The organism is Geodermatophilus sp. SYSU D01186, from assembly GCF_054050215.1.
In genome coordinates, this window is sequence record NZ_JBJGYW010000011.1 from 55,591 (window position 1) to 81,300 (window position 25,710).

Here is a 25,710-nt window from a genome sequence, read left to right on the forward strand (position 1 = left end):
CGCCGAGCTCGCGAGGCGTGGGGGGAAGGGCGGTCCTCCGTCACAGGCCGGTGATGGAGAGCCAGTCGGCGTAGAACAGGCCCAACCCGAAGGCGACCGCCATCCCGGTGACCAGCCAGAAGCGGACGATGACCGTGTTCTCCGCCCACCCGGCCAGCTCGAAGTGGTGGTGCAGCGGGGCCATGCGGAACACCCGCCGCCGGGTGGCCCGGAAGAAGGCCACCTGGATGACCACCGACAGGGTGACCGCGACGAACAGCCCCCCGAGGACGACGAGCAGCAGCTGGGTGCGGGTGACGATCGCCAGCCCCGCCAGCAGCCCGCCGAGGGCCAGCGACCCGGTGTCGCCCATGAAGATCCGCGCCGGGCTGGTGTTCCACCACAGGAAGCCCAGGCAGGCGCCCATGCCGGCGGCCGCGACCAGGGTGACGTCGAGCGGGTCCCGCACCGTGTAGCAGCCGTCGATCACCGCCGTCGTGCAGTCGTGGGTGAACTGCCAGAACGAGATGATCGTGTAGGCGCCGCACACCATCGCCGAGCAGCCCGCGGCCAGCCCGTCGAGGCCGTCGGTGAGGTTCACCGCGTTGGAGAACCCGGCGATGAACAGGTACGCCAGGATCACGAACAGGATCGGGCCCAGGGCCAGCGGCGCGATGTCGCGGACGTAGGAGACGAACGTCGAGGCCGGGGTGGTGCCGGCGGTGTCGGGGAAGTTGACCGCGAGCACCGCGAAGGCCACCCCGATGACCAGCTGCCCGACCAGCTTGGCGGTCTTGTTGAGCCCCAGGCTCCGGCGGTACCGGATCTTCAGGTAGTCGTCGAGGAACCCGACGGTGCCGAGGCCGACCATGAGGAACAGCACGAGCAGCCCGCTGGCGGTGACGCCGCGGCCGGGCTGGTTGACGAGGAACAGGTGGGCGATGAAGTAGCCGCCGACGGTCGCCCCGACGATGACGGTGCCGCCCATCGTGGGCGTGCCCTTCTTGGACAGGTGGCTCTCGGGGCCGTCGTCGCGGATCTCCTGGCCGAAGCCCTTGCGCCGGAACAGGTGCACCGCCACCGGGGTGGCGAGGATGGAGATCACGAGGCCGAACGCGGCGGCGATGAGGACGGACTTCACGCGCCTGCCCCGGTGTCGAGCAGGTCGGCGGCGAGCACCTCGAGCCCGTAGGACCGGCTGGCCTTCACCAGCACGACGTCACCGGGCACCAGCACCTCCGTCAGCAGTTGCCGGGCAGCCGCCCGGTCGGGCACGTGCACCGCACCGTCCCCCTCGCGCGCTCCGGCCCGGGTCGCGCCCTGGGCTATCCCTACCGCATCCGGTCCCACGGCCACGACCAGGTCCACCCCACCGGCCACGGCGTCCCGGCCCAGCCGCTCGTGCTCGGCCGCCGCCCCCGGGCCGAGCTCGGCCATCGCGCCGAGGACGGCGATCCGCCGCTGCCCGGCCAGCCCGGCGAGCGCGGCCAGGGCGGCGCGCATCGACTCGGGGTTGGCGTTGTAGGCGTCGTTGACCACGGTGACGCCGTCCGCGCGCCGGGTGACCTCCATCCGCCACCGGCTGCGCGCGCCGGCCGCCGACAGGCCGGCGGCGACGTCGGCGGGCGTCATGCCGGCGGCGAGCGCGGCGGCGGCGGCCGACAGCGCGTTGGCCACCTGGTGGACGCCGACGACCTGCAGCCGGACCGGCTGCCGCGCGCCGCCGGCGACCAGGGTGAACCCGGCCCGGCCGCTCTCGTCGAGGGCGACGTCCTCGGCGCGGACGTCGGCGCCGTCGGCGAGGCCGGTGGTGACCACCGTCGCCCGGGTGCGGGGCGCCATCCCGAGCACGCGGGGGTCGTCGGCGTTGAGGACGGCGGTGCCCTCGGCCGGCAGGGCCTCGACCAGCTCGCCCTTGGCCGCGGCGATCCCCTTCGGCGAGCCGAACTCGCCGAGGTGGGCCGAGCCGACGTTGAGGACGACGCCGATGTGCGGGCGGGCCACGCCGCACAGCCGGGCGATGTGCCCTGCCCCGCGCGCGCCCATCTCCAGCACCAGGAACCGGGTGGCGCCGTCGGCGTCGAGGACGGTCAGCGGCAGGCCGATGTCGTTGTTGTAGGACCCCGGCGGGCTGACCGTCGGGCCGGCGCCGGCGAGGACCTGGCCCAGCAGGTCCTTGGTGGAGGTCTTGCCCGAGGAGCCGGTGATCGCCAGCGTCGTCAGGCCACCGGCCACCAGCCGCGCGTGGACGGCGGCGGCCAGCCGGCCCAGCGCGGCGACCGGCTCGTCGACGACCACGCAGGGCAGCGCGGCGTCGGGCCGGGTGGTCAGCGCCGCCACGGCGCCGGCGGCGGCGGCGGCGCCCAGGAAGTCGGCGCCGTCCACCCGCTCCCCCGGCACGGCGACGAACAGGTCGCCCGGCGCGACGGCACGGGAGTCGACGGTGACCTTCCCCGTGACGGTGCCGGCAGCGGCGTCCGGGGTCAGCCGGCCGTCGACCGCAGCGGCCACCTCGGCCAGGCTCAAGGGGATCACGGGGTCTCCTCGCCGGCGCTCGTCGTCCCCGTGCTCCGGGATGCTGTGTACTCGCATGACCTCGCGAGCTCGGTCATGTGGGAGGCTCCACTCCGGCCCGGGTGAGGGCCTCGCGCAGCACGGCGCGGTCGTCGAACGGGTGCAGGGTGCCGGCCACCTCCTGGCCGGTCTCGTGGCCCTTGCCGGCCACGAGGACGGCGTCCCCGGGCCGGGCGCGGGCCACGGCCTCGGCGATCGCCGCGCGCCGGTCGCCGATCTCCAGGACGTCGGCGCGGCGGTCGGCGGGGACGCCGGCGAGCATGGCGGCCCGGATGGCGGCGGGGTCCTCCGAGCGCGGGTTGTCGTCGGTGACGACGAGCAGGTCGCTGCCCCGCGCGGCGGCCTCGCCCATGGCCGCCCGTTTGCCCGGGTCGCGGTCACCGCCGCAGCCGAGCACCGTGACCACCCGGCCGGCGGTGGCCGCGCGCAGCGCCGACAGCGCGGTCGCGACGGCGTCCGGGGTGTGGGCGTAGTCGACGACGGCGACGAAGGGCTGGCCGGCGTCCACCGGCTCCATGCGGCCGGGGACCACGGTCTCGGCCAGCCCGGTCAGCGCCGCCTCGACAGGGACGCCGACTGCGTCGACCAGGGCCACGGCCAGGACGGCGTTGGCGACGTTGAACGCCCCCGGCAGCCGCACCCGGGCCGGCCAGGTGCGCCCGCCGGGGCCGGTGAGGGTGAACGCGGAGCCGCCGTCGGGGGCGACGGTGACGTCGGTCGCCGTCCAGTCGGCGGGGGTGCCGCGGCCGGACACGGTGACCGCCCGGCGGCCCTCCAGCATGCCGGTCAGCCGCCGGCCGTACGGGTCGTCGACGTCGACCACCTCGACCGCGGCGCGGCCGTCGAACAGGCGGGCCTTGGCGAGGAAGTAGTCCTCGAGGTCGGCGTGGAAGTCCAGGTGGTCCCGGCCCAGGTTGGTGAAGCCGGCCGCGGCGAACGGCACGCCCCCGACCCGGCCGAGCACCAGTGCGTGGCTGGACACCTCCATGACCACCGTCTGCACGCCGGAGTCGGCCATGCGGGCCAGCAGCGCGTGCAGGGCGGGCGCCTCAGGCGTCGTCCGGACGCTGGGCAGGGTGGTGACCGTCGGGGTGCCGTCGTCGGCCCGGCCGCGGGTGCGGGTCTCCACCGTGCCGATCAGGCCGGTCCCCCGGCCGGCGGCGGCCAGGCCGGCCTCGACCAGGTAGCTGGTCGTCGTCTTGCCGTTGGTGCCGGTGATCCCGACGACCTGCAGCCGCCGGCCGGGCTCCCCGTAGACCCGGGCGGCGACGGCGCCCAGCACGGCGCGGGGGTCCTCGACGACGCAGACCGGCAGCCCCGTGGCGCCGGCCTGCTCGCGGCCGGTGGGGTCGGTGAGGACGGCGGCCGCGCCGCGGGCGGCGGCGTCGGCGGCGAAGCGGGCGCCGTGGGTGCGGGCGCCGGGGAGGGCCGCGTAGAGGTCGCCCGGGCCGACCTCCCCGGAGGCCAGCGTGACGCCGGTGACCGGCGTCGCGGCGTCGCCCTGCACGGGCGCGCCGATCAGGTCGGCGAGGTCGCCGAGCGTCGGGGAGGGGTTCGGCGGGGCGGTGCCCGCCGGGCGGGCGGCCGACCCGTCCGCGGTCGGGGTCACGGGACTCCAATCTACCGGCGGGCAGGCCCCGGCCCGGGGACCGCCCCGAGGATGCGGAGGGGGTTCGGCCTTCAGTCCGAGCCCGTGAGGTCGAACTCCGGGCGGGGTGTGCCGGAGGGCACGATGCCGTCCGCGGTGAGCGCCTGCCGCATGATGTCGGCGAACACGGGGGCGGCCACCTGACCGCCCTCGGCGGAGCTGGTCGGGCGCTCCAGGTCGACGGCGACGACGTACTGCGGGTCGTCGGCCGGGGCGAACCCGACGAAGGTGGTCACGTAGCCACCGCCGGCGTAGCAGTTGCACTCGGGGTTGGCCCGCTGGGCGGTGCCGGTCTTGCCCGCGACCCGGAAGCCGTCGACCTCCGCCAGCGGCGCGGTGCCACCCGGGCCGACGACGGCCTCGAGCATGTAGGCCATCTGGTCGGCGGTGGACTCGCTGACCACGCGCGCGGACTCCGGGGCCGGGGTCGCCGTCCCGCCGACGGACTCGACCACCCGCGGCTCGATCCGCACGCCGTCGTTGGCGATCGCCTGGTAGACCGACGCCATCTGCAGCGTGGTCACCGAGACGCCCTGGCCGATCGCGATGTTGGCCGCGCGGCTGTCCTCCCAGTCGGCGGAGTCCTGGAGGATGCCGGCGCTCTCACCGGGCAGCTCGATGCCGGTCCGGCTGCCGACGCCGAAGGCCCGCAGGTACTGCTCGAGCTTCGCGTCGCCCACCTCGCGGGCCAGCATGATCGTGCCCACGTTGCTGGACTTGGCGAGGATGCCGGTGACCGTCCAGTCGATCGGGGCGTGGTCGTGGGCGTCGGTGACCACGGCGTCCCCGGCCTGGATGTGCCCGTTGACGGTGAGGACGGTGTCCGGCTCCGCCACGCCCTCCTCGACGGCGGCGGCGAGGGTGACCGCCTTCATCACCGAGCCGGGCTCGAAGACGCCGGACACCACCGGGTTGCCCAGCAGCTCCGGGTCGGTCCCGGAGGCCGCGCCCGGGTCGTAGCCCGGGCAGGAGCCCATGGCGGCGACCTCGCCGGTGTGGACGTCGAGCACGACGGCCGAGGCGCGGGTGGTGGCGCCGTCCTGGCAGGCCTCGGCGAGCCGCTGCTCCATGACGAACTGCAGGTCGGTGTCGAGGGTCAGCTGCACCGTCTCGCCGTCGGTGGCCGGGGTCGACTCGTCGATGCCCGAGGGGATCGGGTGCCCGCCGGAGCCCACCTCGACCCGCCGCTCGCCGTCGCTGCCGGCGAGGTCGTCATCGAAGGTGTGCTCGATGCCGGCCAGACCGCCGCCCTCGCGGCCGACGAAGCCGACGACCTGCCCGGCGACGGAGCCGGCCGGGTAGAGCCGCACCGGGTCGTCCTCGAAGAAGATCCCGCCGAGCCCGAGCTCGTCGATGGCGTCGACGGTCTCCGGGGAGACCTGGCCGGCGAGCACGACGTAGCGGCTGTCGCGGGAGAGCAGGTCGGTGAGCTCGGAGACGGGGACGTCGAGCAGCGTGGTGAGCGCCAGCGCGGTGCGCGCGGGGTCGGCGACGACGGTCGGGTCGGCGACCACGCGGGAGGCCTCGACGGTGTAGGCCAGCGGGTTGCCGTCCCGGTCGAGGACCTGCCCGCGCAGGGCGGCGATCGGGTAGCTGCGCAGCCGGTCCTGCGTGGCGGCCGCGGCGTAGTCGCCGCCGTCCACGCCCTGCAGGAGCACGAGCTTGCCCATCACGACCAGCAGCGGGACGACGACGAGCACCAGGCCGATGGTGAGCCGGCGGGTGCCGGGCCGGAGTCCGGCGGCGACGCGGCGGCTGCCCGGCGGGCGGCGGGGCGCGAAGGCACGGGACCCGCCGCGGGCCGGGAGGCGGTCGCCGGTGCGCCGGCCGGGCGCGGGCGGCCGGGGTGGGGTGGGCACGGTCAGCCCCCCGCACCGGGCTCGGGAGCCGCGGCCGGGTCCTCGGCAGGCACGGCCTCGCCCCGCAGGGTGACCGTGCCGTCCTCCCCGATCACGAGGTAGCCGGCCGGGCCGGCGGGCACCAGGCCCGCGGCGGTGGCGGCCGCGGCCAGCGCGGCGGAGGTGCCGCCGGCGACCACCTGCTGCTCGAGGCGCTCCACCTCCTGCTCGCGGTCGGCGTTCGCCGCGGCCAGCTGGGTGGCCTTGAGCGAGTTGACCGCGATGGCCGTGTTGAGGATGAGCAGCCCCAGGGTGGTGGCCACGAGCATGCCCACCACCAGCAGCACGAACGGCGCGCGGCGGGTGGTCAGCACGACCCGCCGGGACCGGGGCGCGGCGGGCGCCGGCGCGGGCCTCGGCACGGGGCCGGGAGCCTGCGCGCGGGGCGGGCGGGCCCGCAGCGAGCCGACCCGCACCGGCGCGGTGTGGGCGCGCACCGGCCGGGCCGGGGCCGGCGTTCCCGTGCGGGCAGCCGGCCGGGCCGCGGCCGTGCCGTCGGTGGCCGCGGCGCGCCCGCGAGCAGCCGGGACGGCGACGCGATCCCCCGTCGCCGGGGCCTGCGGGGCGCGGGCCGGCGTCCGGGGTGCGCGCTCCGGTGTCGGTGGTGTGCGCCGGGGAGCCGCAGCGCCCCGGGCCGCCCGCGGCTCGGGCGGCGTCCCGGCGCGCGGCGTCCCGGCGCGGGGCGTCCCGGCGCGCGGCGGACGGGGCTCCGGCGGCATCCCCCCGGCGCGTGCAGCGGAGCTCACGCCGCCCGCCGGATGCGCTCGGCGGCCCGCACGCGCGCGGAGGCGGCACGGGGGTTGACCTCGGTCTCCTCCGCCGACGGCGCCTCGCCGCCGCGGGTGAGCAGCCGGAGGGTGGGGCCGTGCTCGGGCAGCGGCACCGGCAGCTCCGGCGGCGTGCGGTCCGTGGCGCCGGCGGCGAGGGTCTGCTTCACGATCCGGTCCTCGAGGGAGTGGAAGGTGATGACGGCGATGCGCCCGCCCACGGCGAGGGCCTCGATCGCGGCGGGCAGGGCCCGCTCGAGGACGCCGAGCTCGTCGTTGACCTCGATGCGCAGCGCCTGGAACGTCCGCTTGGCCGGGTGCCCGCCGGTGCGGCGGGTGGCGGCGGGGATGGACTCGCGCACCAGCTCGGCCAGCCGCCCGGTGCGGGTGAACGGCTCGCGCGCCCGCTCGCGCTCGATGGCCCGGGCGATCCGGGAGGCGAAGCGCTCCTCGCCGTAGACCCGCAGGACGCGGGTGAGGTCGGCGACGGAGTAGGTGTTGACCACGTCGGCGGCGGTGCGCGGCGCGGCGGGGTCCATGCGCATGTCGAGGGGGGCGTCGGCGGCGTAGCTGAAGCCGCGGTCGGGCCGGTCCAGCTGCAGAGAGGAGACGCCGAGGTCGAACAGCACCGCCTGCACCTCCTCGATGCCCAGCCGGTCGAGCACGTCGGGCAGCTCGTCGAAGACGGCGGGCACGAGGGTGACGCGGTCGCTGCAGCCGGCCGCCTCGATCCGGCGGGCGGCCTCGGCGCGGGCGTCGGGGTCGCGGTCCAGGCCCACCAGGCGCAGCGCGGGGTGGGCCCGCAGCAGCGCCAGGGAGTGCCCGGCCAGGCCCAGGGTGGCGTCGACGAGGACGGCGCCCTGGGCGGCGCAGGCGGGGCCGAGCAGCTCGCTGACCCGGTCGAGCAGGACGGAGACGTGCACCGCGGGCCGGGACGGGCCCGGCGCCGCGGCGGAACCCGTGCTGCTCATCGTCGACTGCTCCTCGAACGGGTCGGGTGGGCGCGGGGCCCGGGGGCCCGTCCATGGTGACGCGGGGCGGTGGTCGGCGGGTGGAGCGCGGCGGGCGTTTCGAGACCGAGTCGGGTGAAGGGTGGGGCGGAGTGGGGCCGGTGGGGCGCGGTGGGGCGGCTCCGGCCGGCCCGCCCCCCGCGGGGCCCGCCTGGCGCCGGGGAAGTACGCCAGGTGGTGCCCCGCGGGGACGGGGAGGGCCCGTGCCGGTCCGCGCGGCTGGGGAGCCGCGCCGGCCACGCGCCCAGGGGGGGCGGAGCTGCTCCTCCGTGCCGCGTCGGACCGAGCCGCGGGGAAGGCGGCTCGGGCCGGCCGGTCGAGCCGCGGGGAAGTCGGCTCGGTCGGGGTGGGGCCCGGAGGATCGGAGGGACGAGACGTCGGGTCAGGAGAGGGTGGGCATCCCCTCGCTCTCCATGTCGGCGTAGATCGCCTCCTGCTCCGCGACGTAGGCGTCCCAGGTGGCGGCGTCCCAGATCTCGAAGCGGGTGTCGACACCCACCACGACGACGTCGCGGTCGAGACCGGCGTACTCACGCAGGTTGGCCGGGATGGTGATGCGCCCGGTCTTGTCGGGCTCCACCTCCACCATCGACCCGAAGCTCATGCGGGCCCGCATGCGGGCGGCGGCGGTGTCGGAGGGTGCCATGGCGGCGGCCGCGGCGCTCTGCTCGGCGACCCGGGACATCGTGAGGCCGTAGATGCAGCGCTCCTGCCCCTTCTTGATCACCATGCCGCCGGCCACCTGCTCGCGGAACCGGACGGGGAGTGCGAGCCGGCCCTTCTCGTCGAGCCGCAGCGGATAGCTGCCGACGAACACCGGATCACCTCCCCCACAGGTCCTCCACTCGCTCTGGGAGGACCCCGGAGCGGGCCCTGCCTCCCCACCGGGCCACACAGTAACCCACTGGGCCCCACCAAACACCACTCGACACCATGTCGTGACCGGCCTCCCCCACCGCTGCTCCCGCTGGTCAGGGCGCCGTCCGCGGGGGTCCCGGACCCCGGTGGGGGCGGGGTGGGGCGCACGGTGGGGCGGGGTGGGGCGCGGCCTCCCCCGGCAGGTCGTCGCGCACGGTCGCCGTGGGGCGCCCGCCCACCACGACCCCGAAAGTTGGGGAAACCACCGGTCCGGCGTCCGGCGACCGCCCCGGTGTCCCCACGCGCACGTACCTTGGGGAACGTGACCGAGGTGACCCGCACCGCTGACGGCACGGAGTCCTCGATCGACGTCGCGGCCGAGGGTGCCCGCATCGCCGCCAACATGGCCCGTGTCGTGCACGGCAAGCCCGACGTCGTCCACCTGGCGCTCGTGGTGCTGCTGGCCGAGGGACACCTGCTGGTCGAGGACGTGCCCGGCGTGGGCAAGACGACGCTGGCCAAGGCGCTGGCCGCCTCGATCGACGCGAGCGTGCGCCGGATCCAGTTCACCCCGGACCTGCTGCCCAGCGACGTCACCGGCGTGGCGATCTACGACCAGGAGAGCCGGGAGTTCGAGTTCAAGCCCGGCGCGGTGTTCGCCAACATCGTCGTCGCCGACGAGATCAACCGCGCCTCGCCGAAGACGCAGTCGGCCCTGCTGGAGTGCATGGAGGAGCGGCAGGTCACCGTGGACGGCGTCAGCTACGAGCTGGCCCGCCCCTTCCTCGTGATGGCCACCCAGAACCCGATCGAGATGGAGGGCACCTACCCCCTCCCCGAGGCGCAGCGGGACCGGTTCACCGCGCGGGTGTCGATGGGCTACCCCGACCGCGAGGCGGAGCTGGCCATGCTCGACGACCTGGTCACCACCGACCCGCTCGCCAGCCTCACGCCGGTCGCCGACGCCGCGCTGGTGCGGGCGCTGGTCGCCGCGGTCGGGCGGTTGCACGTCTCCGAGGCCGTCCGCCGGTACGTGGTGTCCCTGGTGGAGGCCACCCGCCGCTCCCCCGACCTGCGCCTGGGCGCCTCCCCCCGCGCGGGCCTGCAGCTGCTGCGGACGGCGCGGGCGGCCGCGGCGCTGGCCGGGCGCGAGCACGTCCTGCCCGACGACGTCCAGACCGTGGCCGTCCCGGTGCTCGCCCACCGGCTGCTGCTGACCGCCGACGCCGCGGCGGCCCGGCGCAGCGGCGAGCAGGTGGTGAGCGACCTGCTGGCGACCGTCCCGGTGCCGCGCGGGCGCTGACCGTGCGCGGACCGGTGGCGACCGCCCTCGCCACGCTCACCCTCCGCGGGCGCTGCCTGGTCGCCGCGGGTCTCACGCTCCTGCTGCTCGGCGTCCTGCTGGGCGAGCGTCCGCTGGTCCAGGTGGCCGTCTTCGTGCTGGCCCTGCCGCTGCTGTCGGCGGCCACCGTGGCCCGGCGCCGGTTCCGGGTGGCCTCCCGCCGCACGGTGACCCCGGCCCGCGTGCCCCGCGGCGGGGACGCCGAGGTGGGCCTGGAGGTCACCAACGCCGGCCGGGGCACCGGCGGGCTGTGGCTGATGGCCGAGACCGTCCCGGCCGAGCTGGGCGCCACCCCGGAGTTCGTCGTCGACCGGCTGCCCGGCGGGGAGACCGCCACCCTGCGGTACCGGGTGCACGGCGGCCGCCGCGGCCGCTACCGGCTCGGCCCGCTGAAGCTGCGGCTGGTCGACCCGTTCGGCCTGGTGCTGCGCAGCGTCGCCGGCGCCGACAGCGCCCCCCTCGTCGTCGTGCCGCGGGTGGTGGCCCTGGGCCCGGGCGGCCCGTCCGGCGGCCACGGCGGTGGCGACGCCGGCGCCCGCCGCGCCATCGCCGTCCACGGCGAGGACGACGTCAGCACCCGCCCGTACCGGCACGGCGACGACCTGCGGAAGGTGCACTGGCGGGCCACCGCGCGCACCGGCGAGCTGATGGTGCGCCTGGAGGAGCGCCCGTGGCGGGCGCAGGCCACCCTGCTGCTCGACACCCGCGCCCGCGCGCACGTGCTGGCCCGGGGGCACGCGGCCGACCGCGCCGCCGCCACCGCCGGGAGCGACGCGCCCGCGCCGGACAGCCTGGAGTATCTGGTCGAGGCCGCCGCCAGCATCGGCACCGAGCTGCTCGGCCGGGGCGCCACCCTGCGGGTGGTCACCGACGCGGTCGAGCTGGCGCCCGCCGAGCACGCCGACGGCCTGGGCGCCGGCGAGCTGCTGGACCGGCTGGCCGCGGTCTCGCCGTCCCGGCTGTCGGCGCTGGGGCCGGGCCTGGACCTGCTCACCCGCGCGGCCGGTGACGGCCCGGTCATCGCCCTGCTGGGCGCGGTCGGGCCCGAGGACGCCGCGGAGCTGGTGCGCGCCCGCTCCGGCCCCGGCACCGACCTCGCCGTGCTGGCCGACATCGGCAGCTGGGCCGGCACCGAGCTCACCCGCGGCCGCCGGGCGGCCACCGGCGCCGCCCGCGACGAGCTGGCCCGCCAGCGCGAGGCGGCCGCGCGCCTGCTGCGCGCCGGCGGCTGGCGGGTCGCCGTCGCCGCCTCCGGGGACTCCGTGGCCGCGGTGTGGTCCCAGCTCGGCCGCCCCGGCACCGCCGCGGCCGGGCTGCGCGGGGTGCCGGCGTGACCGGCCCCGGCTCCCGCATCGCGCTGGCCGAGGCCGGCACGGCGCTCGCCGCCGCCGTCGCCACCGCCCTGGGCACGCTCGCGCTCGTCCCCGTCTTCACCGACCGCTCGTGGCTGCCGCCGGTGCTGGCCGCCGTCGCCGTCGTCACGGCCGGCGGGCTGCTCCTGCGCGGCGCCGGCGCGGTGCTGTGGACGTCGCTCGCGCCGGGCCGCCCCGTGTCCGTGCGCTGGGCCGCTCTCGGCGTGCCGCTGGTGCCGCTGGGCCAGCTGGCGCTGCTCGGCTGCCTGGTCACCGCGGTGTTCGCCCCCGCCCAGGCCGCCGGCGGGTGGCTGCCGACCCGCGCGAGCGTCGCGGACCTCCTGTCGGTGCTCGCCGACGGCTCGGCCGAGATCCAGGAGCAGGCGACACCGGCGCTGCCCCTGACCGGCCTGCTGGCGCTGACCACGCTGATGGTCGGGTTCGTCGCGGTGGTCGTGGACCTCGTCGCCGTCGGCGGGCGGCAGCCGGCGCTGGCCGGGCTCGGGCTGCTGGTGCTGATCTGCGTGCCGGTGAGCACGGTGACCGGCACGATCGGCGCGCTGCCGGTGGCCGCGCCCGCGGCCGGGCTGGCCCTGCTGCTGTGGGCCGACCAGCACCGCCGGCTGCGGCACCGGCCCGCCGGGGGGCACCGGCCGCTGCTGGGCACCGGCACGCTGACCGCGCTGCGCACCGGCACGATCGCGGTGCTGCTGGGGCTGGTCGTCGGCGCGGTGGTGCCGACCCTCACCGAGGGCACCTTCGCCGGCGGGATCGGCCGGGGCCCGGGCGGGTCGACCGGGACGGCGCTCGACCCGGCCGCCGCCCTGCAGGGCCAGCTGACCCTCGACGAGCCGATCGACCTGCTGCGCGTGCAGGCCTCGGTCGACGACCCCGGCTACCTGCGCGTGGTCGCGCTGGAGGTCTACGACGCCGAGGACGGCTGGTCGGTGGGCAACCTGGACGGCGAGACGGCGGTGGCCGACGACAGCGAGCTGGCCCCCCTGCCCGGACGGCGGGACGGCCGCCCGGTCGACGCGCTGGTCACCGCCCTCGGGCACGAGGACGTCTACCTGCCGCTGCTCTACTCCCCCCTCTCGGTCTCGGTCACCGACGCCCAGCAGTGGCGGTTCGACCCGGGCACCGCTGCCGTCTTCGGCCGCGACGTGACCACCGAGGGGCGCACCTGGTCGGTGGCCGCGGTCGAGCCGCGCCCCGCCCCCGAGGAGCTGGCCGCCGCGGAGCCGCCGGCGCCGGACCTCCCGCTGATCCAGCGCTACACCGCGCTGCCCCCGATGGACCCGGCGGTCACCGACCTGGTCGCCTCGCTGACCGAGGGCCTGACCAGCCCCTACGAGCGGGTCCGGGCCATCTACGGGCACTTCACCGACCCGGCGAACGGCTTCGAGTACTCCCTGTCCACCGCCCCCGGCACCAGCGGCGACGACCTCGCCGACTTCCTGCGCCTCAAGCGGGGCTACTGCGAGCAGTACGCGGGGGCGATGGCGGCGCTGGTCCGGGCGGCCGGGGTGCCGGCGCGGGTGGTGCTCGGGTACACGCCGGGCACCGTGCAGCCCGATGGCAGCCGGGTGGTCACCAGCGACGACGCGCACGCCTGGGTCGAGGTCTACTTCGACGACCTGGGCTGGATCCCCTTCGACCCCACCCCGATCGACGTCGACCGGGCGGTGGACCTGCCGTGGTCCCCGCGGGTGCAGGACCAGGAGGCCGACGACCGCGCCGACGCCCCCGTCGTCCCCCTGCCCGGGCCGGTCACCCCCACGCCGCAGCTGGAGCCGGTGCCGCAGCAGCTGCCGGCGCCGCAGGCCGCGCCGGAGTCGAACGACTGGCTGCGCCCGGTGCTGCTGGGCGCCGCCGGCGTGCTCGCTGCGGCGACCCTGGTCGCGGTCCCGGCCGGGCTGCGGGCGCTGCAGCGGCGGCGCCGGCTGTCCGACGGCAGCGCCGCCGCGCTGTGGGACGAGCTGTCGGCGACCGCGCTGGACGTCGGACTGGAGGGCGACCCCGCCCGGACCCCCCGGCAGGTGGCCGAGCAGCTGATCGCGGCGATCGGCGAGCGCGGCGGCGGGACGCACCGCCCGGGCGGCCGGCACGGAGGCGCGCAGGCCGCGGCCGACGCGGTCACCCGGCTGGCCCGCGCGGAGGAGGCGGCCAGCTACGCGCGCCCGGGCAGCACCCCCGCGGCGGGGACGGAGCTGGCGGCGGCGCTGGCCACCGCCCGGCACGGGCTGCTGGCCGGAGCCGCACCCCGGACCCGGTTGCGCGCAGTGCTCTGGCCGCCGTCCCTGGCCCGGAGCGCGCGGGAACTGCCGGTCCGGTTGCCGCGGCCGAGGTGGGGCCGCCGTCCGGCGCTGCGCGGCTGAGGCGTCAGGCCGGGCCGTCGACCTGCAGGCGCAGCAGCCGCTCGGTCAGCTCGGTGAGGGGCACGCGGTGCCCGTCACCGCCCGCGGAGAGCACGGCGGCGGCGATCCCGGCGTCCAGCCAGCCGGGGATCTCGGCGAGCAGGGTGTCCAGGTCGAGGAACACCGGCGCCTCACCGGGGTCGCCCTCGGTGCCGGCCGCGGCCGTGGCCTCCTCCGCCGAGGCCCACAGGGGGACGACGTCGCGGCCGTCCTCGGCGGTCCACGGGACGATGCCGTCGTCGTCGCCCCAGCCCCACAGCCCGCGGGCGGCGGTCAGGGCCTGCCACACCGGTTGCTCGGACACGACTCCTCCAGCGGTCGTCGGAGGCCCTGACGCGCGACAGCCGCCGTCCGGCGGGGACGGCGGCTGTCGCGGGGCTCGTGGGGGCTACTGGTCGTAGCGGCGGCGGAAGCGCTCCTCGAGGCGGTTCTTCAGCGGCTGGCGGCGGGGCTTGCCACCCCGGCCGCCGCGCCCGGGCGCGGCCGCGGGCCCGGTGGACCCGGTCGGGCCGGACTCGACCACGCCGGTGGCCGACCGGTAGTTGAGGACGGCGAGGGCCAGGCCACCGAAGGCGACCAGGAACCCGAGGACGCCGAGAGGGACGGACGGGGCCACGGCGCCACCGACGAGGACGGCCATCCCGACCAGGAGCAGGAGGGCACCCAGTTGCAGCTTGCGGCGGGCCTTGACCCGACGGTCACCGGTGCGGACCTGCGAGGCGAACTTCGGATCGTCATCGACGAGGGCGCGCTCGATCTGCTCCAGCAGACGCTGCTCGTGCTCGGAGAGCGGCACGTCGACCTCCATGGGGCCTGAACACATCCCGTCGGAGGTGCCGCCGACGGTGACATCGAGGATACGAGCCCTTTGCGGGGCGCGAAAGGCGAGTCGTCCCCGACCCGCCGTGATCACTCTCGCGAGTGGGTCGGGGACTCCAGGGAGAGGACGAACGAGCGTCGTCCGGGGTTCCTCGCCGGCGGTCACCGGGTGCGCTGCCGGTCGCGGTGCAGCAGGGTCGCCGGGCGCACCGCGCCGGCACCGAACCGGCGGGCGGCCCGGTCGGCGGCGAGCTCGGCCTCCCGGCGGCCGCGCTCCCGGGCGCCGAGCTCCAGCTGCCGGGGCGCCGAGCCGGCCTCGACCAGCCGCTCGGCCCGGACCCCCACCAGCCGGATCCGCGCCCGCTCCAGCCCCAGGGCGTCGAACAGGGCGCGGGCGGTGTCGTAGAGCTCCTGCCCGACGTCGGTCGGGACGTCGAGGGTGCGGGACCGGGTGATCGTGGCGAAGTCGGCGAACCGCACCTTGATGCTCACCGTGCGGGCCAGCCAGCCACCCGCGCGCAGCCGGCCCGCCGTCCGCTCGGACAGCCGCAACAGCTCCCGGTGGATGACCACGGGGTCGTCGACGTCCGTGGCGAAGGTCTCCTCGTGCCCGGCGGACTTCTCCGGCTCGTCGGGCACCACCCGCCGGGGGTCACGGCCCCACGCCAGCTCGTGCAGGGAGGAGCCGGCCGCGGCGCCCACCGCCCGCTGCAGCGTGCGGGCCGGCACGTGGGCGAGGTCGCCGACGGTGCGCAGCCCCAGCCGCAGCAGCACCTCCTCGGTCTTGGCACCCACCCCCCAGAGCGCGCCGACCGGCAGCGGGTGCAGGAACTCCATGACCTCGGCGGGCCGGACGACGCGCAGCCCGTCGGGCTTGGCGGAGGTGGAGGCCAGCTTGGCCACGAACTTGGTGCCGGCCACGCCCACCGAGCAGGTGATGCCCTGCTCGTCGTAGACGCGCGCGCGGATGTACTCCCCGATCTCGGCGGCGTCGCCGAGCCGCCGGGACGCCCCGGAGACGTCGAGGAAGGCCTCGTCGAGGCTCAGCGGCTCGACCAGCGGCGTGATCGAGCGGAACAGCGCCATGACCGACCGGGACACCTCGGCGTAGAGCGCCATGTCCCCCGGCAGCACCGTCGCCGTCGGGCACAGCCGCAGCGCCCGCGAGGTGGGCATCGCGGCGTGCACCCCGTACCGGCGCGCCTCGTAGGTGGCCGAGGTGACCACGCCGCGGTTGCCGGCCCCGCCGACGATCACCGGGGTGCCGGCCAGCTCGGGCCGGCGGCGCACCTCGACGCTGGCGAAGAACGCGTCCATGTCGACGTGCAGCACGCCGCACCCGGCAGCACGGGCGGACTGGCTCATGACCCCTTCCCGACGTCGAACGCGTGTTCGACATTCGGGAGGACGGTAACGCCCCCGGCGCGGTCCCGGCACCCCGACACCGCGTCGTGACCGAGCCGTTGCCGACACGCCGTTCCCGCTGGTCGGAGCGGGTGTGTGAGAGCAGGATGCGTGAGGTACAGCACGCCCGGAGGGCCACCGTCCGGTGGCTCGCGACCCGATGTGATCGGAGACCCATGGCGCTCGACGACGATGACATGACCACGGCCGGCGTGGGCGACGGCGGCGCGGACGGCGGTGCCGACGGCGGCGCGGGTGACGGCGGCGCCGACGGCGGGGCTGACAGCGGCGCGCACGGCCCGGCCGACGGCGGGGCTTCCGGTGGCGGCTCCGACGGCGGGGCCGACGGTGGCGCGGACGGAGGCGCCGACGGCGGTGCGGGTGACGGCGGGGCCGACGGTGGCGCGGACGGAGGCGCCGACGGCGGTGCGGGCGACGGTGGCGCGGACGGCGGTGCCGACGGCGGCGCGGACGGTTCGGCCTGACCGAGACCACCACCACGCAGGGCCGGCCGGACTCCCGGCCGGCCCTGCGTCGGTGCACCGCCCTCGACCCGCAGGTCTTCGCCGAGGAGTACTGGTCGCGCCGGCCACTGCTCACCCGGGCCGAGCGGACCGGCGGGTCCTTCGCCGACCTGCTCGACCTGGCCGCGGTCGACGAGCTGCTGTCCCGCCGCGGGCTGCGCACCCCGTTCCTGCGGATCGCCAAGGACGGCGCGGTGGTCGACCCGAAGCGGTTCACCACCTCCGGCGGCGCCGGCGCGGAGATCGCCGACCAGATCTCCTCCGACGCGGTGCTGCGACTGTTCGCCGACGGCAGCACCGTGGTCCTCCAGGGGCTGCACCGGCTGTGGCCGCCGCTGATCGAGTTCGCCGACCAGCTCGCCGCCGACCTGGGACACCCCACGCAGGTCAACGCCTACATCACCCCGCCGTCCTCGCGCGGGTTCTCCGCCCACTACGACGTGCACGACGTCTTCGTCCTGCAGGTGGCCGGCGAGAAGCACTGGCGCATCCACGAGCCGGTGCTCCCCGACCCGCTGCGCACCCAGCCGTGGAACGACCGGGCTGCCGCCGTGGCCGCCGCCGCCGAGGGCGAGCCGGTGATCGACGCGGTGCTGCGCCCCGGCGACGCCCTCTACCTGCCCCGGGGCTACCTGCACGCGGCGACCGCGCTGGGCGAGATCAGCGCGCACCTCACCATCGGGGTTCACCCGGTGACCCGCTGGGCGGCCGCCGAGTCCGCGCTCGACCTCGTGCGCGTGCTCGCCGCCGAGGACCCCGAGCTGCGTCGCTCCCTCCCGCTCGGCCTCGACCTCGCCGACCCGTCGGCGGTGACCGGTGACGTCACGGCGGTCGTGGCCGCACTGAAGGGCTGGCTGGACCGGGTCGACCCCGCCGAGGTCGCCGACCGACTGCGCAGCCGCACATGGGCCCAGGTGCGGCCCGAGCCCGTGGCGCCCCTGGCCCAGGCGACCGCCGCCGCGGCCCTGACCGCCGACACCGTGCTGCGGGTCCGCCCCCGCCTCCGCTGCCGGCTGCGAGAGGCCGACGGCGACCGGGTGACGCTGGACGCCGGGCGCCGGTCGCTCGAGTCGCCCGCAGCGACCCGCCCCGCGCTGGCCGCGCTGCTGGCCGCGGGCGAGCTGAAGGTCGCCGACCTGCCCGGCCTCGACGACGCCGACCAGCTGACCCTCGCGCGGCGGCTGGTGACCGAGTCGATCGCGGTCGTCCCCGACGCCGTCGTCCCCGGCCGGGTCCCGGGGCACGATGGGGCGCGTGACCGCGCGCCCGGGACCGGATCGTGAGCCGCCCGGCGTGACGGACGCGACCGACTTCTGCCGCCCCGGGGAGGTCCCCGGACGGCCGGTCGGCCGGATCGACGACGACCGCTGCTCGGTGCGTGCGCTCGTCCGCGGCGACTCCGGGGTGGCCACTGCCTCCCCCGCGCAGCGCTGGCTGCTCATCGAGCAGCCGGGGCCGTGGGGCGTCGACGCGCTGCGGCAGTCCCGCTTCGACCCCGACGTCGCCAAGGAGGTGGCGCACCGGGCGCGGGTGGAGAACGTGCGGGTGCTGCTCGTCCGCCGGCCCGGCGACCGGCTGACCGACTCCCCGCGCCGCTGGGCCTACGTCGACGGCCGGCCCGGGCGGGAGGGGCTGTGGTGGTCCTCCCGCGCCGCGGACGGCGAGCTGCTCGACGCCCCGTGGGACGGCTCGGTCGGCGAGCCCGCCACCGGGCCGACGTACCTGGTGTGCGCGCACGGCGGCCACGACGCCTGCTGCGCGCTGCGCGGCCGGCCGCTGGCGCGGCTGATGCCGTCGGACGACGTGTGGGAGTGCAGCCACCTGGGCGGTGACCGCTTCGCGGCCAACGTGCTGGTGCTGCCGCACGGTTTCTACTACGGGCAGGTGCCCGACGACGGCGCCCCGCTGGTGGCCGCGCACGCCGCCGGGCGGGTGGCGCTGCCGTGGCTGCGCGGCCGGGCCGGCTGCCCGCCGCCGGTGCAGGCCGCCCAGCACGCCGCCCGGGGCGAGCTGTCACTCCTGGGCGTCGACGACCTGCCGCCGCGCGCGGTGCGGCGGCTGACCCCGCACGGCTCGGACGTGGAGCGGTGGGTGGTGACCCTCGCCGGCCCGGGCGGCGACGTGGTGGCCGAGGTGGAGAGCCGGATGTCGGAGGAGGCGGCCCGGCTCACCTGCCGGGCGACCCACGAGGCGCACACCCACGTCTGGCACGTGCGGCTGGTCCCGGCGGTCTAGGGGTCAGGCTCCCGCGCCGGCGGCGGCCGTGCCGGACGCGACCAGCACCGACCCCACGAGGGGCACCGCGACGACCGGCGCGGGGGCCAGGCCGGTCCAGACGGGTGTGCGGCGTGCGCGCCTGGCGGTCATCGGGGACTCCGCCCTGCCGGGAGCGAGGGGACGTCGAGCGCCGGTCGCGGGGCACTGTCGTCCTCCCGGCCGCCGCCGTCAACGGCCGCGCGGGGCCGGGGTCAGGTCAGGGCGCGGCCCCGCGCGGCGAGCAACGGGATCGCCAGCTCGGTCGCGGTGAGTGAGCCGTGGTAGCCGACCAGCCGGCTGGGACCGGGTTCCCGCTCGGTCGCGGTGAGCGCCCAGGTGCCGCGGGTGAGGGCGACGACGTCCCCGATCCGCTGCGCGAGGTCGTCGTCCACCGGGCCGAACACGCCGCTGGCGATGGCCTCGTCCCGGCCGGCGACCCAGGCACGGTCGCCGAGGACCTCCCGCCACCGGGCCAGCAGGTCGTCGGCGGCGCCGTCGACGGCGTGCACGTAGCGGGCCCGCGGCTCCCCCGCGAGCAGCCGGACGCCCTCGTCGAGGACCGGGTCGGCGTCGAGGTCGATGCGGGTCTCCGGCGGGACGTCGAGCATCCCGTGGTCGGCGGTGACGAGCAGGGCGGCGTCGTCGGGCAGGCCGTCGACGACCTGCTCGACGAGCCGGTCGACGATGGCCAGCTGGGCCCGCCAGCTGTCGGAGTCCAGCCCGCGCACGTGGCCGGTGAGGTCGAGCTCGGCGGTGTAGCCGTACGCGAGGCTGCGCGGGGCGGCCGCCAGCGAGTGCACCAGGCGGGCGGCGAGGTCGCCCGGGCTGACGGTGCCCGCGTACCGCGCGCCGCGGTAGACCGCCCGGGTGAGCCCGGAGCCGGCGAAGGCGTAGGGGGCGACGGCGCTGACCTCGACGCCCGCGGCGGCGACCTGCTCGAACACGCTGCGCCGGGCCTGCCAGGCCTGCGGGTCGGGGTCGTCGGCCCACTGGACGTGGTTGAGGGTGCGCTCCTCCCCCGGTACGGCCGTGACGAAGCCGAGGATCCCGTGGCTGCCCGGGGGCAGGCCGGTGCCGAGGGTGGCGAGGCTGACCGGGGTGGTGCTGGGGCAGGGCGCCGACAGGTCACCGACGGGGGTGGACAGGCCGGCGAGGACGGGCGCGACGTCGGCGTGCGCGCGCACGAGGTCGGCACCGAGTCCGTCCACCAGCAGGACGGCCACCCGGCGGGCGCCGGCCAGGGCGGCGGTGAGCCCGAGGGGGTCGGCGGGCAGGTCCCCGCGCTCCACCGGGACGCCCAGGGCGGCGGCGGCCCCGGGGAGGACGTCGGCGAGCGTCGCGGTCCCGTAGCGGGGGCGGGCCAGGTCCGCCGGGAGGGACGCGGCCGACACTGCGCCGTCCCGCGTCACGTCCGGGTGGCCAGGACGTGCAGCCCCGCGGCGACGTCGCGGTAGGGCGAGCTCCCGGCCAGCGCCAGCTCCAGGCCGCGGACGGCGGCCGGGTCAGCGCCGGAGGTGACGTCGAGCAGGTCGGCGACGACCGACACCCCCCGCCAGGAGCCCGGCTGCAGCCCCGCGCCCTCGACCAACGCGAGCAGGTCGTCGGGGGTGAAGCGCCGGCGGGCGGGGCGGGCCGCGCGGCGCGGGGCGGGGTCGCGGTCCTCGAGCAGCGCGAGGGCCTCGACCGGGTGCCCGGCGACCGCGCGGGCGAGGACCGCCCCGGCCCGGTTGGCCGCGGCGATGCTGGCGGTGCCGCCCGAGCGCAGCGCGCGGGCGATCTCGCGGAGGGTGGTGGCGGGGTCGTCCACGACCTCGAGCACCGAGTGGCACAGGGCCAGGTCGTAGCTGCCCTCGTCGCCGTTCCCCGCCGGGACCACCTCGTGCAGCAGGTCCCCGTCGCCCTGCACGCCACGGACCCGCCGCGCGACGCCGGCGGTCTCCGCCCGGCGGTGGAGGGTGGCGAGGGCGTCGGCGCTGGGGTCGACGACGGTCACCTCGTGGCCGAGGCGGGCCAGCGGGACGGCGAAGTTGCCGCTGCCCCCGCCGACGTCGAGCACGCGCAGCGGGGTGCCGGCCGCGACGAGCGGGTCCAGGGCGGCCCAGACGGCGGCCGCCCGGGCAGGGAGCTGGTCCGCGGCGGGCGAGGCAGGAGCAGACGGCGGCACCCGTCGGAGCCTATAAGGACCCCGTCCTCCTCACCGCTCGCACGCTCGCGGCGAGCCTCTGGACGGGGCCAAGAGCCAAGGAGGACCCCGTCCTCACCGCTCGCACGCTCGCGGCGAGCCTCTGGACGGGGCCAAGAGCCAAGGAGGACCCGTCCTCACCGCTCGCACGCTCGCGGCGAGCCTCTGGACGGGGCCAAGAGCCAAGGAGGACCCCGTCCTCACCGCTCGCACGCTCGCGGCGGTGCCCTGGACGGGGCCCCTCAGGCGGGGACGCTGTCGGCGGCCCGCCGGATCTCGGCGATGTCGAGGCGGCGCATCTGCAGCATCGCCTGGGTGGCACGCTGCGCCCGGCCGGGGTCGGGGTCGCTCAGCAGGCTGAGCATCTCGACGGGGACGACCTGCCACGAGACGCCGAACCTGTCCTTGAGCCAGCCGCACTGGCTCTCCTCGCCCCCGTCGGCGATGAGCCGGTCCCAGTAGTGGTCGACCTCGTCCTGGTCGGCGCACATGATCTGGAACGAGATCGCTTCGGTGAACGGGAACTGCGGCCCGCCGTTGAGGGCCGTGTACTCCTGCCCGTCGAGGGTGAAGTCCACGGTGAGGACGTCGCCCTCCTTCATGGGCGGCGGCATGTCGGGGCCGTAGCGGGTGACGTCGCCGATCGAGCTGTTCGGGAAGACCGAGGTGTAGAGCTGGGCGGCTTCCTCGGCCTGCCCGTCGAACCACAGGCACGGGATCTGCTTCGGCATGGGGGTCTCCTCCCCGGTTGGTCTGCCCGTCAGGGGGGAGACGGCGCGGCCGCCCGGAACTCATCGGGCTCTCGTCGGCGGTGGGTGTGCGGTTCCGGCGCACCCGGTGGGGGAACGCGCCGGAACCGCACGCCACCGGCGGGGCCTGTTCAGTGGCCCGAGCTGCCGGGGCTGGAGTGCCACAGCTTCCGCGGTGCCGCGGCCGCCCGCCGCGCCGCGGTGGCGGCGTCGTCCCCTGCCGGCTTGATGTCGGCGTAGGGCGACATCCGGAACCCGGTCGGGTGGACCAGCACCGGCTTGACCACCACCGGGCGCGAGCCGCGGGAGGCCGCCGCCCCGGTGATGGCCGCCTCGGTGTACTCCCCCGGTGCCGCCATCTGCTCGGCGACCGCGGCCACCCCGCCGGTCTCCCACGCCTCGTGCAGCGCCGGCAGCTCCCACGCCCCGGTGGCCCGCAGCGACACCCCCCGCGGGCCGGTGCGGCGCAGCACCCCCCGGATGACCAGCAGCCACGAGTGGAAGACCGTGGCGGCGTAGGGACCCTGCGCGTCCTCGAAGAAGGTGGAGTCGGTGCAGCCGGTGCCGTCGTCGAGGGTCACGAAGACCACCCGCCGCCCGGACCGGATCGGCGGCGTCTGGGTGGCCACCTTGACCCCGGCGACGAGCACCTCCGCGCCGCTGCGGCTGCCGAGCAGCTCCCCGGCCGGCACCGCGCCGATCGCGGCGAGGAACGGCCGGTAGAAGTCGACGACGTGCCGGCTGGCGTCCAGGCCCAGGACCTCCAGCTCCGCGCGGACCAGCTCGGCGTCGGTGAACTCGGGCAGCCCGCTGCCCGCGGCCCAGCTGAGGCCCGCCTCCTCCGGGCCGGCGTCCTCCTCCCCGGGGAGCTCCAGCCCCATGAGGTCGAGGCTGAGCTGCCCGCCGGAGCTCGCCTTCGCACCGTTGCGGCTCCACCGGTCCAGCTCACCGATCTGGAGCAGGAGGTCACGGCGGGTGACCTGCCGACGGCTGCGGGTAGGCCGGCCGGCCTCTCGGTCGCGCACCCCGAAGCCGTAGAGGGAGTCGAAGCCGCCGGCCAGCACCAGCCGCTCCACCACCGGCCGGGACACCGACGCCCGGTGCCAGAAGTCGGTCAGCGACCGGTAGGGCTGCCCGGCGACGACGCGGGCCACCTCGTCGTCGGAGATCCCCTTGACGTCAGCCAGGGACAGCCGGATGCCGTACCGCGACGGGTGGGCCATCGACGTCGGCATCCACTCCGGCCGCCGCCACGACGGGCCCGCGTCCTCGTCCTCGTCGTCCAGCCGCTCGACGCGGTAGGCGCCGGTCGAGGCATTGACGTCCAGGCCCAGCACGCGGACGCCGAAGTTGCGGGCGTCGTCGAGGATGAGCCGCTTGGGGTACATGCCCGGGTCGTGGGTGAGCACCCCGGCCAGGAAGGCCGCCGGGTGGTGCGCCTTGAGCCACGCCGACTGGTAGGTGGGCAGGGCGAAGGCCGCCGCGTGGGCCTTGCAGAACCCGAACGAGCCGAAGGCGACCAGCACCTCCCACACCTGCTCGGCGACCTCGGGCGGGTAGCCCGCGGCCAGCGCCTGCGGCACGAACCAGGCGCGCACCTCCGGGTGGGCGTCCTTCTCCCCCAGCGCACGCCGCACCTCGTCGGCCTCGGCCAGGGTGCAGCCGGTCATCCGGTGGACCACCTGCAGCACCTGCTCGTGGAAGACGACCACCCCGGCGGTCTCCTCGAGGGCGAAGGCGAGGTCGGGGTGGGGGTAGACCGCGTCCCGCCAGCCGTTCCGGGCCATGAGGAAGGGGGTGACCATGTCGCTCTTCACCGGCCCGGGCCGGAACAGCGAGATGTCGATGATGATGTCCTCGAACGTCTGCGGCCCGAACTTGCCGACCAGTTCCCGCTGCCCCGGCGACTCGATCTGGAACATGCCGAGGGTGCGGGTGCTGCGGATCAGCTCGAACGTCGTCGGGTCGTCGCGGGGCACGGCGTCGATGTCGACGACCTCCCCGTCGACCCGGGCCACCTCGTCGAGGGCGTGCGCGATCGCCGACTGCATCCGGATGCCGAGCAGGTCCAGCTTGAGCAGCCCGAGCTCCTCGACGTCGTCCTTGTCGAACTGGCTCATCGGGTAGCCGAGGTAGCTGTTCTCCACCGGGGTGCGGTCGAGCAGCGTGGCGTCGGAGAGCAGCACCCCGCACGGGTGCAGGGCGATGTGCCGGGGCAGGCCGTCGAGCCGGGCGACGAGGTCGAACAGCAGGTCGAGGTCGCCCGAGCCGCCGCTGCGCCGCGACCCGAGCCGGCTGGCCCGCAGCTCCGGGAGGTCCTTGAGCGCGGCGTGCACCTGGTTGGCCCGGATGTGCGGGAAGGCCTTGGCGACGGCGTCGATCTCCGCCGGGGGCAGCCCCAGCGCGGCACCGACGTCCCGGATGGCGTGCCGCACCCGGTAGGTGTCCATCATCGAGATGCAGCTGACCCGGTGCGCCCCGAAGCGGTCGATGACCGCGTCGTAGACCTCCATCCGGCGCGCGGACTCCACGTCGATGTCGATGTCGGGCAGCTGGTGGCGCAGCGGGGAGAGGAAGCGCTCCATCAGCAGGCCGTAGCGGATCGGGTCGACGTCGGAGATGCCGAGCAGGTAGGTGACCAGGCTCCCGGCCCCTGAGCCGCGCGCCGCCGCGCGGACCCTCAAGCTCGAGATGAGGTCGACCACGTCGGCGACGGTGAGGAAGTAGGACGGGTAGCCGAGGGCGTCGATCACCTCCAGCTCCTCCTCCAGCCGCACCCGCACCCGTTCGGTCAGGGCCATCCCGCGCCGGCCCAGCCCGGCCTCGCAGCGCGCCCGCAGCACCTGCGACGGCCCCATCCCCTGCTCGGCCGGGGTGGTGACCACGTCGAGCTCGGGGTAGCGCACGGTGCCGATGCCGAGATCGGCCCGGACGTCGACGGCGCACTGCTCGGCCAGCCGGGCGGTGCGCTCCAGCAACCGCAGCACCGCCTCGCGGTCGGGGCCGATGAGCTCCTCGGCGACCTGGGCCATCTCCTTGCCCGACTTCAGGTAGCCCTCGGCGGTGCGCCGGTCGACGTGCCGGGCGTCGAGCGGGACCAGCCGACGTGCGGCGTCGAGGACGTCGGCGGTGGGCGCGTCGAGGGCGTCGACGTAGCGGACCGCGTTGGTCAGCACCACCGGGACCCCCTCGGCGGCGGCGAAGCGCATCAGCGCCTGCCCCCGGGCGCGATCGCCCCGGCCGCGGTGGTGCACGACCTCCAGCACCAGGGAGCCGGCGCCGAAGACCGCGCGCCAGGCCGCCAGCCGCGCGGCGGCGACGTCGGCCCGGCCGGCCGCCAGCGCCCGCCCCACCGGGGAGTCGGGGCCCAGCAGCGCGACCAGCCCCGTGGCGTGCTCGGCGGCCAGCGCCAGCGAGCTCACCGGCTCCCCGCGCGTGCCGCGCAGGTGGGTGGCGCTGGTGAGCCGGCACAGCGAGCGCCAGCCGGCGCCGTCCCGGGCGAGGAAGGTGACCCGCGGCAGCCGCGGGTCGACGCTGGCACCGCCGCGGGCCGGCACCCGGCGCCCCGAGCCGGCCCGCCCGGCCGGGGTGTCCGGCCGGCGCGCGCGGGTCAGCCCGGGCGAGTGCCCTCCACCGAGGGCCGGCGCCAGCGCCGGTGGGACGGTCGAGTCGACCGACGGGACCACGGCCAGGTCCACCCCGAAGACCGGGCGCACGTCGGCCGCCCGGCAGGCGAGGGCGAACTTCACCGCGCCGTAGAGCCCGTCCCGGTCGGTCAGCGCCAGGGCGCGCATGCCGTGCTCGGCGGCCCGGTTCACCAGGTCGGCCGGGTGGTTGGCCCCGTACTGCATGGAGTAGCCCGAGGCGACGTGGAGGTGGACGAAGGGGTCGGCGCTCACGAGTCCGACTCGCTGGCGCTCGTCGGCCGCGT

Annotated in this window: 21 protein-coding genes; 6 read left to right on the top strand and 15 right to left on the bottom strand. The window is 76.9% G+C overall.

Going from position 1 to position 25,710, the window contains the following annotated elements; all coding sequences use genetic code 11:
* Nucleotides 1–40: 40 nt before the first annotated feature.
* From mraY to mraZ, 7 genes are all read right to left on the bottom strand, one after another.
* Entirely contained in the window at nucleotides 41–1,120 is a 1,080-nt protein-coding gene (gene mraY, locus ACI784_RS10400) for a phospho-N-acetylmuramoyl-pentapeptide-transferase (protein ID WP_456924857.1), read from the bottom strand.
* On the bottom strand, nucleotides 1,117–2,514 hold the full coding sequence (locus ACI784_RS10405; RefSeq protein WP_457013400.1) for a UDP-N-acetylmuramoyl-tripeptide--D-alanyl-D-alanine ligase: 1,398 nt from the start codon (nucleotides 2,512–2,514) through the stop codon (nucleotides 1,117–1,119). The genes mraY and ACI784_RS10405 overlap by 4 nt, the downstream gene beginning before the upstream one ends.
* 73 nt (nucleotides 2,515–2,587) lie before the next feature.
* Nucleotides 2,588–4,162, bottom strand: coding sequence for a UDP-N-acetylmuramoyl-L-alanyl-D-glutamate--2,6-diaminopimelate ligase (locus tag ACI784_RS10410; RefSeq protein ID WP_457013401.1), 1,575 nt, complete (start codon nucleotides 4,160–4,162; stop codon nucleotides 2,588–2,590).
* A gap of 71 nt (nucleotides 4,163–4,233) precedes the next feature.
* Complete coding sequence (locus ACI784_RS10415) at nucleotides 4,234–6,060, bottom strand: peptidoglycan D,D-transpeptidase FtsI family protein (protein ID WP_457013402.1); 1,827 nt, start codon at nucleotides 6,058–6,060, stop codon at nucleotides 4,234–4,236.
* Between the two features lie 2 nt (nucleotides 6,061–6,062).
* Complete coding sequence (locus ACI784_RS10420) at nucleotides 6,063–6,461, bottom strand: hypothetical protein (RefSeq protein ID WP_456924861.1); 399 nt, start codon at nucleotides 6,459–6,461, stop codon at nucleotides 6,063–6,065.
* Nucleotides 6,462–6,841: 380 nt separating this feature from the next.
* Nucleotides 6,842–7,837: a 16S rRNA (cytosine(1402)-N(4))-methyltransferase RsmH gene (rsmH, locus tag ACI784_RS10425; RefSeq protein ID WP_457013403.1), complete on the bottom strand. Its 996-nt coding sequence runs from the start codon at nucleotides 7,835–7,837 to the stop codon at nucleotides 6,842–6,844.
* A gap of 421 nt (nucleotides 7,838–8,258) precedes the next feature.
* Nucleotides 8,259–8,693, bottom strand: a complete 435-nt coding sequence (mraZ, locus tag ACI784_RS10430) for a division/cell wall cluster transcriptional repressor MraZ (protein WP_448619832.1) — start codon at nucleotides 8,691–8,693, stop codon at nucleotides 8,259–8,261.
* Between the two features lie 363 nt (nucleotides 8,694–9,056).
* On the opposite strand from mraZ, the gene ACI784_RS10435 reads away from it, so the two are divergent.
* The 3 genes from ACI784_RS10435 to ACI784_RS10445 are packed head-to-tail and all read left to right on the top strand — an operon-like array spanning nucleotide 9,057 to nucleotide 13,806.
* Nucleotides 9,057–10,037: an AAA family ATPase gene (locus ACI784_RS10435; RefSeq protein WP_457013404.1), complete on the top strand. Its 981-nt coding sequence runs from the start codon at nucleotides 9,057–9,059 to the stop codon at nucleotides 10,035–10,037.
* 14 nt (nucleotides 10,038–10,051) lie between these two features.
* The gene (locus ACI784_RS10440; protein ID WP_457013405.1) at nucleotides 10,052–11,410 is read left to right on the top strand and encodes a DUF58 domain-containing protein; all 1,359 of its coding nucleotides are present in this window, start codon (nucleotides 10,052–10,054) and stop codon (nucleotides 11,408–11,410) included.
* Nucleotides 11,407–13,806, top strand: coding sequence for a transglutaminase family protein (locus ACI784_RS10445; RefSeq protein WP_457013406.1), 2,400 nt, complete (start codon nucleotides 11,407–11,409; stop codon nucleotides 13,804–13,806). Before ACI784_RS10440 ends, ACI784_RS10445 begins: the two co-directional genes overlap by 4 nt.
* Before the next feature lie 4 nt (nucleotides 13,807–13,810).
* Here the strand turns inward: ACI784_RS10445 and ACI784_RS10450 are convergent, their stop codons facing one another.
* The 3 genes from ACI784_RS10450 to dinB form a co-directional block, all read right to left on the bottom strand.
* Entirely contained in the window at nucleotides 13,811–14,149 is a 339-nt protein-coding gene (locus ACI784_RS10450) for a DUF2750 domain-containing protein (RefSeq protein ID WP_457013407.1), read from the bottom strand.
* Nucleotides 14,150–14,233: 84 nt separating this feature from the next.
* On the bottom strand, nucleotides 14,234–14,641 hold the full coding sequence (locus ACI784_RS10455; protein WP_456924815.1) for a DUF3040 domain-containing protein: 408 nt from the start codon (nucleotides 14,639–14,641) through the stop codon (nucleotides 14,234–14,236).
* Nucleotides 14,642–14,826: 185 nt separating this feature from the next.
* Nucleotides 14,827–16,029 carry a DNA polymerase IV gene (gene dinB, locus ACI784_RS10460; protein ID WP_457013408.1) on the bottom strand — a complete coding sequence of 401 codons (1,203 nt, stop codon included), beginning with the start codon at nucleotides 16,027–16,029 and terminating at the stop codon, nucleotides 14,827–14,829.
* A gap of 215 nt (nucleotides 16,030–16,244) precedes the next feature.
* On the opposite strand from dinB, the gene ACI784_RS10465 reads away from it, so the two are divergent.
* The 3 genes from ACI784_RS10465 to ACI784_RS10475 all read left to right on the top strand — a co-directional run bounded on the left by ACI784_RS10465 (nucleotide 16,245) and on the right by ACI784_RS10475 (nucleotide 18,827).
* Nucleotides 16,245–16,553 carry a BatC protein gene (locus tag ACI784_RS10465; RefSeq protein ID WP_456924813.1) on the top strand — a complete coding sequence of 103 codons (309 nt, stop codon included), beginning with the start codon at nucleotides 16,245–16,247 and terminating at the stop codon, nucleotides 16,551–16,553.
* A 233-nt stretch (nucleotides 16,554–16,786) separates the two neighbouring features.
* The gene (locus ACI784_RS10470) at nucleotides 16,787–17,875 is read left to right on the top strand and encodes a cupin domain-containing protein (RefSeq protein ID WP_456924812.1); all 1,089 of its coding nucleotides are present in this window, start codon (nucleotides 16,787–16,789) and stop codon (nucleotides 17,873–17,875) included.
* A gap of 10 nt (nucleotides 17,876–17,885) precedes the next feature.
* Nucleotides 17,886–18,827, top strand: coding sequence for a sucrase ferredoxin (locus tag ACI784_RS10475; RefSeq protein ID WP_456924811.1), 942 nt, complete (start codon nucleotides 17,886–17,888; stop codon nucleotides 18,825–18,827).
* 3 nt (nucleotides 18,828–18,830) lie between these two features.
* Here ACI784_RS10475 and ACI784_RS10480 read toward each other — a convergent pair whose 3' ends face one another.
* The 5 genes from ACI784_RS10480 to ACI784_RS10500 form a co-directional block, all read right to left on the bottom strand.
* Nucleotides 18,831–18,959, bottom strand: a complete 129-nt coding sequence (locus ACI784_RS10480) for a hypothetical protein (RefSeq protein ID WP_457013409.1) — start codon at nucleotides 18,957–18,959, stop codon at nucleotides 18,831–18,833.
* A 101-nt stretch (nucleotides 18,960–19,060) separates the two neighbouring features.
* Complete coding sequence (locus ACI784_RS10485) at nucleotides 19,061–20,239, bottom strand: alkaline phosphatase family protein (protein ID WP_457013410.1); 1,179 nt, start codon at nucleotides 20,237–20,239, stop codon at nucleotides 19,061–19,063.
* A 14-nt stretch (nucleotides 20,240–20,253) separates the two neighbouring features.
* Nucleotides 20,254–21,012 (bottom strand): class I SAM-dependent methyltransferase, encoded by a 759-nt coding sequence (locus ACI784_RS10490; RefSeq protein ID WP_457013411.1) that lies wholly within the window; start codon nucleotides 21,010–21,012, stop codon nucleotides 20,254–20,256.
* 260 nt (nucleotides 21,013–21,272) lie between these two features.
* Nucleotides 21,273–21,761 carry a VOC family protein gene (locus ACI784_RS10495; RefSeq protein ID WP_457013412.1) on the bottom strand — a complete coding sequence of 163 codons (489 nt, stop codon included), beginning with the start codon at nucleotides 21,759–21,761 and terminating at the stop codon, nucleotides 21,273–21,275.
* 149 nt (nucleotides 21,762–21,910) lie between these two features.
* The gene (locus ACI784_RS10500; protein WP_457013413.1) at nucleotides 21,911–25,678 is read right to left on the bottom strand and encodes a DNA polymerase III subunit alpha; all 3,768 of its coding nucleotides are present in this window, start codon (nucleotides 25,676–25,678) and stop codon (nucleotides 21,911–21,913) included.
* Nucleotides 25,679–25,710 lie beyond the last annotated feature (32 nt).